Genomic DNA, 16,010 nt, shown 5'->3' with positions numbered 1-16,010 from the left:
GAGGTCAATATCTTGAATCCATATATAATTTTGGCCGTAGCCATTATTAGTGAAGTATTTGGTAGTTCTATGTTAAAAGTTTCAAACGGATTTAAAAGGTTGCTCCCTTCCATTGGTGTAATTATTGGCATGTTTTCAGCTTTTTATTGCTTATCTTTATCACTTAAAACAATACCACTAGGCACAGCTTATGCAATTTGGTCAGGGGTAGGGACAGCCTTAACCGCTTTAGTAGGTGTAATTGTGTATAAAGAGAATTTTAATTTAAAAAAAGCTCTAGGATTAGTGCTAATCATTGGTGGAGTTGTTGTATTAAAACTCTCTAGTGGTAGCGTTCATTAATCTTTAGATATTCGGGGGTTATAGTATGAAAGGTTATATAGCTTTAGGGATTTCCATCATTAGCGAAATATTTGGCACAACAATGTTGAAATTATCAGAAGGATTTACAAATTTAATCCCTTCTATTGGTGTAATAATTGGTTTTGGCGTAGCATTTTACTGCTTATCACTATGTCTTAAAACGATTCCATTAAGTTTAGCTTACGCTATTTGGGCAGGAATAGGGACAGCTATAACAGCGGTTATTGGTATATTGTTATGGGATGATCCATTTAGCATCATGACATTCCTTGGCATAGTATTAATAATTGGCGGAGTAGTTTTATTAAATGCTTCCAATAGTCCGGAAAAACTAGAAGAACCATCAAGTTAAAAGCTCGATGGTTTTTCTTTACTCTATTAAATGAAAGACTACATGTGAATACAAATCGAATTATGGTAATAGTCTTTTTCGTTCATCTAAACTTGGTAAGTGGCAACTAGCAGGTGCTTTCATTAATTTATGACGATTGCGAGCTACCAGGCGATATACTGGATTTCGGACAAATAAGGGAATTAGTTTGAAAATAGTGAACAAGGAAAAAGGTGTTTTTAAATAAGGGAGTAAAAAAAACACAGCCTCTGATTCAGTCAATATGCCAGCTGGACTTTTCACTACAACTGAATCGAGATTCTTCGTAAGATTCAGCGATAATGTGTTTTTTGCAGTTTCACCCTGTAATGGAGCAAAAAGAATATCGTGATTCCGTTCATGTTTTAAGACGAACTGAACTGCCCACTGACAGAATCCGCAACTACCGTCATAAAACAGTATTGGATTTTGATGGTTGGTCATTACTCTCCACTCTTTCTATATGTATTACTAATTATTGTACAATATTTACAACTAATTTAACAAAGAACCGTTTAGAATTTGAGATAATCAAACAATAATTCTGTAAAGATCTCTACAGAAAACTTGTTGGATGACACCTTTGAATCTATTGACTAAGACTATTTAAAGTAAATACTATAGATACGAATCACAGTATAAAGATCCACATAAAAAAAACGAATCGATCTTAACCAATCAATTCGCTTGATGTATTTGATTTATTTTCAGAAAATTCAATTCTGTTATATCTGATTTCCCAGGCAATATGGTAAGATAACTCTCATGTTAGCTCATTTATTCCACTAGAAAAGCGATTAAATTACTATCTAAAATTTTATTTCCTGCCTCGTTTAGTTTTCTAGATGGATTTATCATTTAGTAAAGAGTAAATATTAGTATCATGTGGAACACCATCTTGATACATATAATTTCTCAAAACGCCTTCTTTTTCAAAGCCTAATTTCTCTAATAACTTATTCGAAGAAGTATTTTCCACAAAAACGACCGCTCCAATACGCTTTATGCCAAGCTTTTCGAATCCATAAGTAATTACTTCCTTAACAACTTCAGTTGCATATCCACTTCCCCAGTATTCAGGAGAAAGTGCGTAGCTTATATCTGCTCTCTTATGTTCATGGGACCATTCTTGAAACCCAATTGTTCCAATAATTCCATCCATACCTTCTCGTTCAATTCCCCATTTGATACCTATTTTTTTCTCATAATTCCTCGAAAAATTCCCGATAATTTGTTTCACCTGATCTAAACTTGTTAGTGGATTTTGCCCATAGAAACGTAATACATCAACATTTGAAAAGCAATCTAATATAGCCTGTGCATCATCTTCTATTAGTTCTCTCAAAATTAGCCGTTCAGTCTTTAAAATTGGAAACATTACGTTACATCCCTTTTCAAAAATCAACTAAAAAACAAACAATTTAATATCCCCATAAATCATTAAAAACTACCTAATGCCAATTTAGACACTAGGTAGTTTTTATACTTATTTAATACGCTTTGCGAGTTGCTTCATACTTCGTAATTTGCTCATCATATTGGAATGTTAAAGAAATCTCATCCCAGCCATTTAATAGCATTTGTTTATAGTAAGGGTCAATTTCAAAATTGTATACTTTACCATTCGCTGTTACAGTTTGAGCTTCTAAATCCACCTCTGTTTCAAGTGGTGAAGCTTCGCCTGCTGCAAGTAATTCTTCTACTTCATAAACAGACAACTTAATCGGTAAAATACCGTTTTTGAAACAGTTATTATGGAAAATATCCGCAAAACTTGGTGCGATAACTACATTGAATCCATAATCTAAAATAGCCCATGGTGCGTGCTCACGTGATGATCCACAGCCAAAGTTTTCGTGCGCTACTAAAATTTTAGAGCCTTGATATTGTGGTTGATTTAATACGAAATCTTCAATTGGTTGATCATTTTGATCGAAGCGCCAGTGGTAAAAAACAAATTGACCAAAACCTGTACGTTCGATTCGTTTTAAAAACTCTTTAGAAATAATTTGATCGGTATCAACATTTTTTCTATTAAGTGGTGTTAGTACGCTATTCACTACATTAATTGGTTCCATCCTCTACGCCTCCATTACACAGGTACATTTAAAATTTCGCGAACATCTACGAAGTGTCCAGCGATTGCGGCAGCTGCTGCCATTTGTGGACTCACAAGATGCGTACGAGAACCAGCACCTTGGCGTCCTTCGAAGTTACGATTAGACGTTGAAGCACATCTTTCTCCAGCTGGAACCACGTCCTCGTTCATCGCAAGACACATACTGCATCCTGATTCACGCCATTCAAAGCCCGCATCCAAGAAGATTTTATCTAACCCTTCCTCTTCTGCTTGCTTTTTAACCGTGAATGAACCTGGTACAACAATTGCTTTTACATTTTCATTTACTTTTTTACCTTCAATAACTGCTGCTGCAGAACGTAAGTCATGTAGTCGTGAATTCGTACATGAACCAATAAACACATGTTGAATAGCAATATCAGTTAATGGTGTACCTTCTTGTAAATCCATATATTGTAGTGCTTTTTTATGTGCTTGTTTATCTGATTCTTCTTCGAAATCAGCTGCATAAGGTACGTGATTTGAAATACCCGAACCCATTGAAGGATTTGTACCCCATGTGACAAATGGTTCGATTTCATTTGAATCAATTTCAAGCACACGGTCATATGTAGCATCAGAATCTGACGCTAATGATAGCCAGTACTCACTTGCTTCCTCGAATGCATCGCCTTGTGGAGCATACTCGCGGCCTTTAATATAATCTACAGTGATCTGATCCGGACTGATTAAGCCCGCTTTTGCCCCTGCTTCAATTGACATATTACATATTGTCATTCGTTCTTCCATCGATAATTGATGAATAGCATCACCTGTAAATTCAACAATATGACCAGTACCTACATCAATACCAAACTTCGCAATGATTGCTAGAATGATATCTTTTGCAGTTACACCAAAGCCAAGTTCACCGTTGACACGGATATCCATCGTTTTTGGTTTGTTTTGCCATAAGGTTTGAGTTGATAATACATGTTCCACTTCACTTGTACCGATACCAAACGCAATTGCACCGAATGCACCGTGAGTTGATGTATGTGAGTCACCACAAACGATTGTTTTACCCGGTTGTGTTAAACCGAGTTGTGGTCCGATTACGTGAACTATCCCTTGATCTGGATGTCCCATATCTGCTAATTGAACACCAAATTCTGCACAGTTTTCTGCTAATGTGTTAATTTGTTTTTTAGCGATTGGGTCATTAATCGTAGGTAAATTCTTTGTCGGCACATTATGATCCATTGTTGCAAAGCATAGGTCAGGACGACGTACTTTACGATTGTTTAAACGAAGTCCTTCAAAGGCTTGTGGAGATGTTACTTCGTGAATTAAATGCAAGTCGATATAAAGCAAATCCGGTTTCCCGTCCTCTTGATAAACGACATGTTGATCCCATACTTTTTCGATTATATTTTTTGCCATATAATATCACCTTTTCTTAGATATATGATGTCATAATGCTATCTGAAACGAAGCTAGTGTCTAGTTCATTAATGACTTTTTCAGTCCACTCAGCTGTTGTTAATACGCGACTTCCTGGAGTTGCGAGATCTCCTGTGAAATAACCATCTTCGAATACTGCAGCTACAGCACGTTCAATTTCAGCTGCTTCTTCATTTAAGCCAAATGAATACTTTAACATCATCGCGACAGATAAAATCGTTGCAGCTGGGTTCGCAATGCCTAGTCCTGCAATTTCAGGAGCTGAACCATGGACGGGCTCATATAATCCGAAATTATCAGAACGTATACTTGCAGAAGGTAACACACCTAGTGAACCTGTAATTACTGAAGCTTCATCACTTAGAATATCACCGAACATATTCTCCGTTACAACAACGTCATATGCTGCTGGGTTCGTTATTAATTTCATTGCTGTAGAATCGACTAAACTATGTTCAACTTCGACATCTGGATAACCAACTTTCTTTTCATCTACAATTTGGCGCCATAGTCTTGAAGATTCAAGAACGTTTGCTTTATCAACAGACGTTAATTTCCCTCTACGTACACGTGCTAATTGGAAAGCACTATCAACGATACGTTCAACCTCAAATCGTGTGTACACTAATGTATCTAGAGCCGCTTTTTCCGTACGTTGACGAGGTTCGCCAAAATATAAACCACCAGTTAATTCACGAACGATTAGTAAATCAACATCTTTCACAATATCTTCTTTTAGAGGAGAAGCTTTCAAAAGTGACGGAATTGCTTGCACTGGACGTAAGTTTGAGAATAAATCAAAGTGCTTACGAATGCGTAGTAAACCTTTTTCTGGTCGTAATTCAGCTGGATTTTGATCCCACTTAGGACCCCCAACTGCTCCAAGTAGGATTGCATCACTTTCTTCGCAAAGGGCAATCGTTTCTTGAGGTAACGGATCATTATGTTGATCAATTGCTGATCCACCTATTGCACCATAAGCGATGTGGAATGTATGATGATATCTTTTACCGACTGATTGTAATACTGACACGGCCGAAGCGACAACTTCGGGGCCAATGCCATCACCCGGTAGTACTGTAATTTTCTTTTCCATAAAAACTCCTCCTCTATATGATTAACGAATTAATTCTTTAGCTCTTAAACCCGATTGAATAATCTGTCTATTGATAGCGTTTAAATACGCTTTTGCTGAAGCTTCCAAAACATCTTGTGCTGCATCACGACCAGTAACTTTTTGGTCTTTGTATGTTAAATTAATAACTGCTTCACCTAATGCATCACGACCTTTCCCTACAGAAGTTACACGGTAGTCTAAAATTTCAACCTTAGAATTAATCAGTAATTCCAAAGTATTGAAGATTGCTTCAACAGAACCCGAACCGGTTGACGCTACTGTTACTTCTTCACCGTCTGGTTGAATTACTTGCACGGTAGCAGTTGGAATGTTCTCAGTACCGTATTGAACTTGAACGCTTTTCAGCTCATACACTGATATTTCTTCATATTGAATTTGTTGATCTGTTAGTAAAGTTAATAAATCTTCTTCATTAATTTCCTTCTTACGATCAGCTAACTTTTTAAATTCCGCGAATGCGCGATTGATTTTATCGTCGCTTAAGTCAAAGCCCATCGTTTCAGCACGGTCTTTGAAGGCGTGTCTTCCGGAGTGTTTACCTAATACGAGAGGAACCGCACTTTCTCCAATTAAAGCAGGTGTAATAATTTCATATGTTTCAGGATTCTTTAACATCCCGTCTTGATGTATACCTGATTCATGAGCGAAGGCATTCTTACCTACGATTGCTTTATTTGGTTGAATAACGACACCTGTAAGTTTACTGACGAGTTGACTCGTACGTTTAATTTCTTGCAAGTTAATGCCAGTTTCGATACCGTAAATGTCTTTACGAATGTGCATTGCAACAGCGATTTCTTCTAATGCTGCATTACCAGCACGTTCACCGATTCCATTAATTGTACCCTCAACTTGATTGGCGCCATTTTCAATTGCTGCGATTGAGTTTGCAACGGCCATGCCTAAATCATCATGACAGTGAGCGGAGAAGTTTACTTTGTCACTACCTGTGACATTTTCTCTTAAATATTTAAATAGTGCGCCATATTCAGCAGGGCTTGCATAACCTACTGTATCTGGAATGTTAATAGTAGTTGCACCAGCTTTAATTACTTCATTTATAATACGTACAAGAAATTCACGGTCAGAGCGGAAAGCATCTTCTGCAGACCATTGTACTAGTGGAAATGTATTTTTTGCATATTTGACAGCTTCTACGGCAGCTTCCACAACTTGATCTGGTGTTTTGTTTAGTTTGTATTGCATATGGATTGGACTTGTAGCAAGGAATACATGGATATGTGGTTGTTCTGCTTTTTTAAGTGCGTCCCAAGTAATATCAATATCCTTTTTGCTTGCTCTTGCAAGACCTGTAACGATTGAGTTTTTAACTGTACCTGCAATACGTTGTACAGCTTCGAAATCGCCAGGGGAAGAAGCAGGAAAACCTGCTTCAATAATAGATGCCCCAAAGCGTTCTAACTGTTTCGCAATTTCAAGCTTTTCAGCGGTATTTAGATTAATACCTGCTGATTGCTCTCCATCACGTAGTGTAGTATCAAAAATTTCAATTTTGCGCACTGTTTACCACTTCTTTCTCAATCTTTTTACCGTTGTTTACGAAAGGCATCATTTCACGAAGTTTATCTCCAACTACTTCGATTTGGTGCTCAGATTCTGCTTTTTTAATTGCATTGTATTTAGGTCGGTTTGTTTCGTTTTCGTTGATCCATTCTTTTGCAAATTTACCTTCTTGGATATCTGTTAAAACGTCTTTCATGCGTTCTTTTACAGATGCATCGATTACACGTGGACCAGATACGAAATCTCCCCATTCAGCTGTATCTGAGATTGAGTAGCGCATGTTAGCTAGACCGCCTTCATACATCAAGTCAACAATTAGTTTTAGTTCATGCATACATTCGAAGTAAGCGATTTCTGGTTGGTAACCTGCTTCTACTAAAGTTTCGAAACCAGCTTTTACTAGAGCTGTTGTACCACCGCAAAGAACTGCTTGCTCCCCGAATAGATCTGTTTCTGTTTCTTCTTTGAAAGTAGTTTCGATTACACCAGCACGTGCTGCACCGATACCTTTTGCATAAGCTAGTGCTAAATCTTTTGCGTTACCAGTTGCATCTTGGAAAATACCGAATAATGCTGGTACACCTGCGCCAGCTTCGTATGTGCGGCGTACTAAGTGTCCTGGACCTTTTGGAGCTACTAAGAATACGTCAACATCAGCTGGTGGTACGATTTGGCCAAAGTGTACATTGAAACCATGTGCAAATACTAGTGCATTTCCAGCTTGTAATCCTGGTGCGATTTCTTCTTCATAAACTGCTTTTTGGCGTTCGTCTGGAAGTAAGATCATGATAACGTCTGCTTCTGCAGCTGCTTCTTTTACTGTTTTTACTGTTAAGCCATCTTGCTCAGCTTTATCGAAAGATTTTCCTGGACGGATACCAACTGTAACGTCGAAGCCTGATTCATTTAGGTTTTGAGCGTGTGCATGACCTTGTGAACCATATCCGATTACTGCGATTTTTTTACCTTGTAAAGTTGCCTCGTTGATATCGTTGTTATAGTACATTTTTGCCATTTTAAATTCCCCCTGATTGTTTTAATAGTTTTTTTAGAAGCTTTTTATTATAAAATCGAAAGTTGCGCTGTTGGTTTTACTTGTGCATCACGTACAAACGCTGTAGCACCAGTACGTGTTAGTTCTTTAATACCATATGGCTGGATCAATTCAATGAATGCGTCAATCTTCTCTGGGTTTCCAACAATTTGATAAGTTACAACATTTTTACCCATATCGATAATGGAACCACGGAAAGGCTCGACAATTGAGTTAATCTCCATGCGCAAATTCGGTGGAGCAACAACTTTAATTAGTGCAAGCTCACGTATAACAATTGATTTGTCAGTGATATCATTTACTTTTATCACATCAATTTGTTTTGAAAGCTGTTTGACCAATTGTTCAATTTTATTTTCATCCTCTACATGTACGATGAAAGTCATTTTTGAGATACCCGGTTGTTCTGTATGACCAACCGTGATACTTTCGATGTTAAACTGTCTTTTCATGAGTAAACCTGTGACGCGATTTAATACACCACTTTGGTTGATCACAGTTACTGTAATAACTCTTTTCATCCTTTTTTCACCCCAATCATTTCATCTAATCCTTTACCAGGTGCTACCATTGGATTAACAACTTCAAGTTGTTTTACACGACAATCGATTAGTACTGGCTCATCTGATAACAGTGCTTCAGTCAGTATATTTTCAGCCTCATGGATTGTATTAATGCGGTAACCCTTCACACCGTAAGCTTCAGCTAGTTTCACGAAATCTGGCTGAACTGGCATTAAGGAAGATGAATAACGCTCTTCATAGAACGTTTCTTGCCATTGACGAACCATCCCTAAACAGCTGTTATTTAAAATAACAATTTTCACTGGTAAGTTAAATTCTTTCAATAGTGCAAGTTCTTGAGATGTCATTTGGAAGCCTGCATCACCTACAATAGAGATAACTCTTTGATCAGGTTTAGCAAATTGAGCTCCAATTGCAGCTGGGAAGCCAAAGCCCATTGTTCCTAGTCCGCCAGACGTTACCCAATTGTGGTCGGTTTTAAATTTGTAGTATTGTGCTGTCCACATTTGGTGTTGACCTACGTCTGTTGTGACGATCGCTTCACCATTTGTAATACGGTTTATTAGCTCCACAGCTTGTTGCGGATAAACTGTATCTGGCTCTTTTGCGTCATACCATAATGGATATTCCGCTAAGCATTCTGCCAAATACTCGTGCCATAGCAACGTATTAGGTGTTTCAATCTCTTGTTTCAATAGTGCTTTTAATGCTTCTTTTGCATCTGCAACAATTGGAATATCAGTTGGAACGTTTTTTCCAATTTCGGCTGGATCAATATCGATATGAATTATTTTCGCTTTTTGAGCGAATTTGCTTAGATCTCCTGTAAGGCGATCATCGAAGCGTGCCCCTATATTGATAAGTAAATCACAGTTACTAATCGCCATATTAGACGTAAATGTCCCGTGCATACCTGCCATCCCTAAGAAAAGCTCGTGTTCACCGTTAATACTGCCAAGTCCAAGTAAAGTGTTAGTTACCGGAATATTGTGTTTTTCAGCAAATTCAGTTAATTCAACTGATGCATCTGCCGCTAGTATTCCAGCACCTGCTAAGATCAAAGGTTGTTTTGCTTCACCAATAGCTTTCACTGCTTTTTGAATTTGCAAAAAGTTCGGATGCAATGTCGGCTGATAACCTGGTAAATTAATCGGTGCATTATCATCTACTTCCGATTCGAAGATGGTATTTGCAATATCTTTTGGAATATCAACAAGTACTGGTCCTTTTCGACCAGTTGAAGCAATGTGGAATGCTTCCTTTACGATTCTTGGAATATCGTTAATGTTCTTCACTTGATAGTTATGCTTTGTAATCGGTTGAGTGATGCCAACGATATCAGCTTCTTGGAAAGCATCGGTTCCAACAACTGTTGTTGCAACCTGACCTGTAAAGACAACAAGTGGAAGAGAATCCATCATGGCATCTGTAATACCTGTTACAAGATTTGTAGCTCCAGGTCCAGACGTAGCAATTACGACTCCTGTTTTTCCTGATACGCGAGCATAACCTTCTGCGGCATGAATTGCCCCTTGTTCATGTCTGGCGAGTATATGTTTAATCGGATCTTTGTATAGTGCGTCATATAATGGTAAGACAGCACCACCTGGATATCCGAAAATAATTTCAACATTTTGTTTTTTTAACGATTCGATGAACAATGCAGCACCATTTTGTTGCTTTTTAATTTCTTGTTTGGCCTCTTCCGGTGCTGATTCTCTACTCTTTAGTGGAACTTGTGCATTCATCATATAACTCCTCCCTAATTTTTTATATAAAAAAAGCCCATTTCTCCGCACGCAAAGAAAACCTTTACGTAGGGATGAAAATAAGCTTTTCATGGTACCACCCTTGTTCATAGTCAAAAGACTACCTCTTGAATAGACGAATCTATTCTTTATCTAACGAGCGCAATTGGTTGCGCCCGGGGTTACCTAATTACTTGCGTGTTTAGCAACCCACTCCGAGGGGATGTCGGATATAGTTGTATTACCGGCTCCCAGCACTACCGGCTCTCTGTGAATACTAAAATCTATAACCTTTAACCTCATCAACGATTTCTATATTTAATTGTCATACTAAATTTTCATTACGCCACCTGTAGAAGCGCTCGTTACAAGCTTCGAATAACGTGCTAAGTAACCTTTTTTAATCTTTGGTTCGAATGGTTTTAAATTTTGCTTTCTTTCCGCTAAAATTTCAGCGGAAACTTGTAATTCTATCGTACGGTTTGTTAGATCAATAGAGATTATGTCACCATTCTCTACTAATGCAATCGGCCCACCATCAGCCGCCTCTGGAGAAATATGCCCGATTGATATACCTCGTGAAGCACCTGAGAAACGACCATCTGTAATAAGTGCTACCTCTTTACCTAGACCACGTCCCATAATAGCAGAAGTTGGTGCAAGCATTTCAGGCATTCCTGGTCCACCTTTAGGTCCTTCATAACGAATGACTACAACATGACCTGCTTGAACTGTGCCATTATCGATGTTTTCTTGAGCTTCCTCTTGAGAATCAAAGACAATAGCTTCACCTGTGAATTCTTTGATAGACGGATCAACAGCACCTACTTTAATAACAGCACCTTCAGGAGCAATGTTACCGAAAAGTACTGATAAACCACCTACAGGACTATATGGATTATCTTTTGTACGTATGACATCTGTATTTGTAATTTCATGTCCTGCTACATCTTCAGCAATTGTTTTACCTGTGATAGTGATTCGATCTTTATGAATTGCCCCATCAATTTTACAAAGCTCGTTGACGATTGCACTAACACCACCTGCAAGATGAACATCATGCATTGAATAATTTGAAGCTGGCATTATTTTCGATAAATATGGTACGCGTTCAGCTACCTTATTAATATCTTCTATGTTGTAATCGATTTCTGCTTCATGAGCGATTGCTAATGTATGTAATACAGTATTAGTTGAACCTCCCATTGCCATATCAAGGGCAAAAGCATCATCGATTGTTTCTTTCGTAATGATATCGCGTGGTTTTAAATCATCCTTGATCATTTGGACTAAATGTTTTGCAGCGTCTTTAATTAATTGATGACGTGCATCAGAAGTTGCTAAGATCGTACCGTTGCCTGGTAAAGCCATTCCTAGCATTTCCATTAGAGAGTTCATAGAGTTTGCCGTAAACATCCCTGAGCATGAGCCACAAGTCGGGCACGCGTTATCTTCAATGTCCTTTAATTGCTCTGCAGTCATTTGACCGCTTTTATAAGCACCAACGCCTTCAAATACAGAAGTTAATGAAAGTTGCTCTCCAGTAGAAGAAACACCAGCTTCCATAGGACCACCTGATACAAATACAGAAGGAACATTCGTACGAACAGCTGCCATCAACATTCCTGGTGTGATTTTGTCACAGTTTGGAATGTAGAATACACCATCAAACCAGTGTGCATTAATAACTGTCTCTGCAGAATCTGCGATTAGCTCTCGGCTTGGTAATGAGTAGCGCATTCCGATATGGCCCATAGCGATCCCATCGTCTACACCGATTGTATTGAATTCGAATGGAATCCCACCCGCTTCTCGTATCGCCTCTTTAACAACTTCAGCAAACTTTTGAAGATGAACATGACCTGGAATAATATCAATGTAAGAATTGCAAACTCCTATAAATGGTTTATCTAAATCTTTTGTTTTAACACCTGTTGCATATAGTAAACTTCTATGCGGAGCACGATCGACTCCCTTTTTTATCATGTCACTTCTCATATTAAACGCCCCTCATTACACTACTGTAGTTTTTTCGTCGTAAGCTTTCACGCCATCTTGTTCAACGATTGCACGGAAACCCTCTAAAATGTCATTCGTCACTTTACCAGGTGTACCGTCGCCAATGACACGGCCGTCTACTTTCACCACAGCGATTACTTCAACAGCTGTACCTGTTAAGAATACTTCATCAGCTACATATACATCATGTCTAGTAAATACACCTTCAGTTGCTTCGTAACCTTTTTTAGCAGCAACTTCTAAGATTGCATTACGCGTAATTCCTTCTAAAGCACCGATATAACCTGGAGGTGTGATTAATTTATTGTCTTTAATGATAAAGATATTGTCGCTTGAGCCTTCAGCTACATAACCTTCACCATTCATCATTAACGCTTCAGATACACCTGCTAGGTTAGCTTCTATTTTAACTAAAATATTATTTAAATAGTTTAATGTTTTCGTTTTTGGACTTAATACATCAGAACGGTTACGACGGCTTGAAGCTGAAACAATTTCAATACCAGTTTCGTAAAGCTCTGCTGGGAATAAAGCTAGTGGCTCAGCGATTACAATTACACTTGCTTGCTTACAACTTCTAGGATCTATCCCTAAGTTACCAACACCACGTGAAACGATTAAACGGATATAAGCACTTTGTAGAGAATTTACTTTAATAGTTTCTTTCACTACTTCAGTCATTTCTTCGATTGTGTATGGAATTTCTAGTAAAATGGATTTTGCTGATTCATAGAGTCTTACTAAGTGTTCCTCTAAACGAAAGATATTTCCGTTATATGAACGAATACCTTCAAACACTCCGTCACCATATAAAAAGCCATGGTCATAAACTGATACTTTCGCATCTTCCTTCTTAACAAAATCTCCATCAAGATAAATTAACTGGTTTCCCATACCTATCACTCTTTCTTTAAATAACATAGTCACGTTTTTGAATGTTGTCTCAAACGTTTTTTTAAATTGTTGCTATCATAGTACGTATTTGAACCCACGTCAACCTTATTTTTTGAATTGTTTATCAATTTAAAATATTTAATTATTTGTGTATGCGTTTTCATTCCCTTTTAGTTTGGTTTTAGCTGAATTATGAACGTTTTTTAAATTTTTTGAAGAATTTATAAATTGCATTAATTTAGATATAAAAAAAAGCCCCATCCCATTGTTATGTTATGAATGGAGTGGAGCTCGGAAGGCGTTACATTATTAGACTTTTGCACTCTACTTTTGTAAACAACGTCTTAAAATAAGCTGTCATGAAAACGTCATTTGGATCATATTTGTCACGCTGCTCTAAAAATTTCGGCAGATTTGGATATAATTTTAGCATTCTTTCAGCGGTTAATGCATTTACTTTACCGAAATGAGGTCGACCGTTATACTTCGTCATTAGATGTTGCACCCATCTAAAATAAGGCTTCTCATCCATCCCCTTATACATATGAAATGCTAAAAATGCTGATTCTACTCCTCCTGTAGGACTTAGATATCCCATCTCACCTGACGCCGTTCTGCATTCAATCGGAAAATGTACTCGGAATGGATGTGATAGTAACGTATAATGTATCTCTTCCATACATGCTTCAAAGTGTTCTAATGGTATCGCATATTCACTCTCTAAAAACTTAACATGACGTGGTGTTGGAAAAATTTCATAGCTAAGTCCTGTTTTCATACCGTTTGGCACACTTGATGCAGAAATTTTACTGACGAGAGCTGTTCTTTTTGGCTGTTTACGGCATAGCTCTGACATCAGATAAAACAAACCATTTTCCACAAATTGAGTTTTGACGCTTTCAATCACTTTGGACGATTTCGATTGTTCAATTATTGGAATCATGTTCATCATTTTCACTTGTACTTTCTCACTACCGGGGAAGTAAAACCATTCTAAATGACGATTCTCTCGTATCATTTGTGACCAATCCTGTAATGCTACTGGTAATATGGATTGTGTTGAAACACATTTCAAGCTATATAATGGCACAGTTTGAAGTGTCACTTGAACAAGAACCCCTAATAAACCAAGTGATAAATGTAAGGAATTGGACAATTCATCATCTGCCCTTTTATGTTCATGATATTCTCCTAGTCCGTCTACAAACCCCCAAGCAATCACTTGATTTGAAATGGATCCAAGTGTGATTCCTGTACCATGTGTTCCAGTTGAAACAGCTCCCGCTATTGTTTGCTCCTGAATATCCCCCATATTCTGAAGTGCTAGTCCGTAATCCTTTAGCATTGGCCCAATTTCATATAAATAAGTTCCTGCCCATAAAGTTACTTCCCCTGATGCCTGATCAACATTGATTAATCCTCTCATATTGTGTAAAGATACAGCTATATCATCAGGCATTGCTACAGGGCTAAAAGAATGTCCAGCACCAGTAACTCGAAGCGTTTGACCATTTTCACTTACCTTTTTTATTATCTGCGATAGATGTTCAGTAGAAAGTGGTAATAAGGATCTAGATGGTTTACTGACCACGTTGCCTGACCAATTTGTCCATTCCTTTTGATCAATCCAATCTTTTACAGAAAACATTTCCCGTCCCCCCTATAAGTTGCAAAACTATTTATATATCGATCTTTTCGTTTCGCTTCCAGACAAAGAAAGCGCTCACATAACTCTCCTGCCTTAGCATGACGAAAATAGATTTTATCGCCAATATTTATTTGATGACCACTTCGTACATTAAGAGGAGTTTGCACCTCACCAGCACCTTCTAAATCATAAAAACGATAATTTTGTTCGTCATAGGGTACTGGCTGTTTGTCCCTGCCTATTGAACCAGAAGCGATATATCCTCCTCCATGACAAACAACGATATTCGGTTCAGGATTTCTCGTGACACGTAACGCAAAACCAGCTGCTGGTTGTAAATTCAATGTATGATAGTGATCAAAAAGTGCTGGTGCAAAAAATGCCGATCCTACTGTCACCTCAGTCACTTCTTCTTGAGCCGCTGTATATTGTAAGCTCCCTGAACCTCCTCCATTAACAATTTCTATCGTTGAAAAGCGTGTCAATAGCTCCTCAACAGCTTGTTTACGAAAGACTGCCAACTTTTTCTTCGAGTTATTTTTCAAAAACCGGATCATCGGTGCTTGCAATTTTTGAAGTGGTTTATCGATTACTCCAGCAATTTGCGCCTCATATCCCATCAAGCCCTTCACTACAACATTTGGAAACTTTGTTACTTCTGATAGAAATTGTGTTAGTAGCGGTAAAGAATGTAAAGATGAACGCCTTGTCCCAAAGTAAATAAAGGGGGTTTTCATTGAAAGATTGATATCGATACAAATATGTAAAGATGTGTCGTATTCACTTGCAATGTCTTGCAAGAATTGAATTTGTCTCACATCATCTACCATAAAGGTAATGTCCTTTCCATCTTTCACATGTGTTATAAGCTTTCTAGTACTCTTCGGTTCGAATATGGGGTAGCCAATAAGAAAATGATCAAACCCCTCATTTATCAAATACAACGTCTCTTCTGCAGTAAAAGTCATCCAACCCGAAAAAGATTGTAATTTTGAAGCAATATAAGTGAGAAGATCTTTCGAGCGAATCGATTTTGTCGCAATTCGAATGTTTTTCCCGTTTGTATGTTGATTGATAAAATCAATATTTGCGTCAAGTGCGTCTAAATCAATCCACGCAAATGGACACTCTAAATGTTCAAAGGCACGATCAAACGTTGACATTGCCTCACACCCTATCTATATATTAAAAAAACAAAAAATGCC

The 16,010-nt window shown here is 37.8% G+C and carries 15 protein-coding genes; 2 read left to right on the top strand and 13 right to left on the bottom strand.

The window, feature by feature from the left end:
• Positions 1-12 precede the first annotated feature (12 nt).
• Positions 13-342 carry a DMT family transporter gene (locus BK137_RS07145; protein ID WP_038181931.1) on the top strand — a complete coding sequence of 110 codons (330 nt, stop codon included), beginning with the start codon at positions 13-15 and terminating at the stop codon, positions 340-342.
• Positions 343-367: 25 nt separating this feature from the next.
• Entirely contained in the window at positions 368-715 is a 348-nt protein-coding gene (locus BK137_RS07140) for a DMT family transporter (protein ID WP_038181933.1), read from the top strand.
• 60 nt (positions 716-775) lie between these two features.
• Here BK137_RS07140 and BK137_RS07135 read toward each other — a convergent pair whose 3' ends face one another.
• The 13 genes from BK137_RS07135 to BK137_RS07075 all read right to left on the bottom strand — a co-directional run bounded on the left by BK137_RS07135 (position 776) and on the right by BK137_RS07075 (position 15,968).
• Complete coding sequence (locus BK137_RS07135; protein ID WP_038181938.1) at positions 776-1,177, bottom strand: thiol-disulfide oxidoreductase DCC family protein; 402 nt, start codon at positions 1,175-1,177, stop codon at positions 776-778.
• 397 nt (positions 1,178-1,574) lie between these two features.
• Positions 1,575-2,111, bottom strand: coding sequence for a GNAT family N-acetyltransferase (locus BK137_RS07130; protein WP_038181978.1), 537 nt, complete (start codon positions 2,109-2,111; stop codon positions 1,575-1,577).
• A 112-nt stretch (positions 2,112-2,223) separates the two neighbouring features.
• Positions 2,224-2,811, bottom strand: coding sequence for a 3-isopropylmalate dehydratase small subunit (gene leuD / locus BK137_RS07125; protein WP_038181980.1), 588 nt, complete (start codon positions 2,809-2,811; stop codon positions 2,224-2,226).
• Positions 2,812-2,825: 14 nt separating this feature from the next.
• Positions 2,826-4,235: a 3-isopropylmalate dehydratase large subunit gene (gene leuC, locus BK137_RS07120; protein ID WP_038181989.1), complete on the bottom strand. Its 1,410-nt coding sequence runs from the start codon at positions 4,233-4,235 to the stop codon at positions 2,826-2,828.
• A gap of 16 nt (positions 4,236-4,251) precedes the next feature.
• Positions 4,252-5,352 (bottom strand): 3-isopropylmalate dehydrogenase, encoded by a 1,101-nt coding sequence (gene leuB / locus BK137_RS07115; protein WP_038181991.1) that lies wholly within the window; start codon positions 5,350-5,352, stop codon positions 4,252-4,254.
• 21 nt (positions 5,353-5,373) lie between these two features.
• The gene (locus BK137_RS07110) at positions 5,374-6,915 is read right to left on the bottom strand and encodes a 2-isopropylmalate synthase (RefSeq protein ID WP_038181994.1); all 1,542 of its coding nucleotides are present in this window, start codon (positions 6,913-6,915) and stop codon (positions 5,374-5,376) included.
• On the bottom strand, positions 6,902-7,933 hold the full coding sequence (ilvC, locus tag BK137_RS07105; protein WP_038181997.1) for a ketol-acid reductoisomerase: 1,032 nt from the start codon (positions 7,931-7,933) through the stop codon (positions 6,902-6,904). The genes BK137_RS07110 and ilvC overlap by 14 nt, the downstream gene beginning before the upstream one ends.
• Before the next feature lie 47 nt (positions 7,934-7,980).
• On the bottom strand, positions 7,981-8,493 hold the full coding sequence (gene ilvN / locus BK137_RS07100) for an acetolactate synthase small subunit (protein ID WP_038181999.1): 513 nt from the start codon (positions 8,491-8,493) through the stop codon (positions 7,981-7,983).
• Positions 8,490-10,244, bottom strand: a complete 1,755-nt coding sequence (gene ilvB, locus BK137_RS07095; RefSeq protein ID WP_038183081.1) for a biosynthetic-type acetolactate synthase large subunit — start codon at positions 10,242-10,244, stop codon at positions 8,490-8,492. The genes ilvN and ilvB overlap by 4 nt, the downstream gene beginning before the upstream one ends.
• 330 nt (positions 10,245-10,574) lie before the next feature.
• Positions 10,575-12,242 (bottom strand): dihydroxy-acid dehydratase, encoded by a 1,668-nt coding sequence (ilvD, locus tag BK137_RS07090; protein WP_038182002.1) that lies wholly within the window; start codon positions 12,240-12,242, stop codon positions 10,575-10,577.
• A gap of 15 nt (positions 12,243-12,257) precedes the next feature.
• The gene (ilvE, locus tag BK137_RS07085; protein ID WP_038182004.1) at positions 12,258-13,157 is read right to left on the bottom strand and encodes a branched-chain-amino-acid transaminase; all 900 of its coding nucleotides are present in this window, start codon (positions 13,155-13,157) and stop codon (positions 12,258-12,260) included.
• Positions 13,158-13,458: 301 nt separating this feature from the next.
• Positions 13,459-14,805, bottom strand: coding sequence for a D-arabinono-1,4-lactone oxidase (locus tag BK137_RS07080; RefSeq protein WP_038182007.1), 1,347 nt, complete (start codon positions 14,803-14,805; stop codon positions 13,459-13,461).
• Positions 14,793-15,968 (bottom strand): alanine racemase, encoded by a 1,176-nt coding sequence (locus BK137_RS07075; protein WP_038182010.1) that lies wholly within the window; start codon positions 15,966-15,968, stop codon positions 14,793-14,795. Before BK137_RS07075 ends, BK137_RS07080 begins: the two co-directional genes overlap by 13 nt.
• Positions 15,969-16,010 lie beyond the last annotated feature (42 nt).

This window comes from Viridibacillus arenosi (assembly GCF_001955655.1).
GTDB lineage: Bacteria > Bacillota > Bacilli > Bacillales_A > Planococcaceae > Viridibacillus > Viridibacillus arenosi.
This window is presented reverse-complemented; position numbering and strand designations above follow the sequence as displayed.

What these genes read in the sequence shown, in the direction of transcription:
- BK137_RS07130 (WP_038181978.1), bottom strand. Translation starts at nt 2,111, where the DNA reads ATGTTTCCAATTTTAAAGACTGAACGGCTAATTTTGAGAGAACTAATA.
- BK137_RS07140 (WP_038181933.1), top strand. Translation starts at nt 368, where the DNA reads ATGAAAGGTTATATAGCTTTAGGGATTTCCATCATTAGCGAAATATTT.
- leuB (WP_038181991.1), bottom strand. Translation starts at nt 5,352, where the DNA reads ATGGAAAAGAAAATTACAGTACTACCGGGTGATGGCATTGGCCCCGAA.
- ilvE (WP_038182004.1), bottom strand. Translation starts at nt 13,157, where the DNA reads ATGGGAAACCAGTTAATTTATCTTGATGGAGATTTTGTTAAGAAGGAA.
- ilvC (WP_038181997.1), bottom strand. Translation starts at nt 7,933, where the DNA reads ATGGCAAAAATGTACTATAACAACGATATCAACGAGGCAACTTTACAA.
- ilvN (WP_038181999.1), bottom strand. Translation starts at nt 8,493, where the DNA reads ATGAAAAGAGTTATTACAGTAACTGTGATCAACCAAAGTGGTGTATTA.
- BK137_RS07080 (WP_038182007.1), bottom strand. Translation starts at nt 14,805, where the DNA reads ATGTTTTCTGTAAAAGATTGGATTGATCAAAAGGAATGGACAAATTGG.
- ilvD (WP_038182002.1), bottom strand. Translation starts at nt 12,242, where the DNA reads ATGAGAAGTGACATGATAAAAAAGGGAGTCGATCGTGCTCCGCATAGA.
- BK137_RS07075 (WP_038182010.1), bottom strand. Translation starts at nt 15,968, where the DNA reads ATGTCAACGTTTGATCGTGCCTTTGAACATTTAGAGTGTCCATTTGCG.
- ilvB (WP_038183081.1), bottom strand. Translation starts at nt 10,244, where the DNA reads ATGAATGCACAAGTTCCACTAAAGAGTAGAGAATCAGCACCGGAAGAG.
- BK137_RS07135 (WP_038181938.1), bottom strand. Translation starts at nt 1,177, where the DNA reads ATGACCAACCATCAAAATCCAATACTGTTTTATGACGGTAGTTGCGGA.
- leuC (WP_038181989.1), bottom strand. Translation starts at nt 4,235, where the DNA reads ATGGCAAAAAATATAATCGAAAAAGTATGGGATCAACATGTCGTTTAT.
- leuD (WP_038181980.1), bottom strand. Translation starts at nt 2,811, where the DNA reads ATGGAACCAATTAATGTAGTGAATAGCGTACTAACACCACTTAATAGA.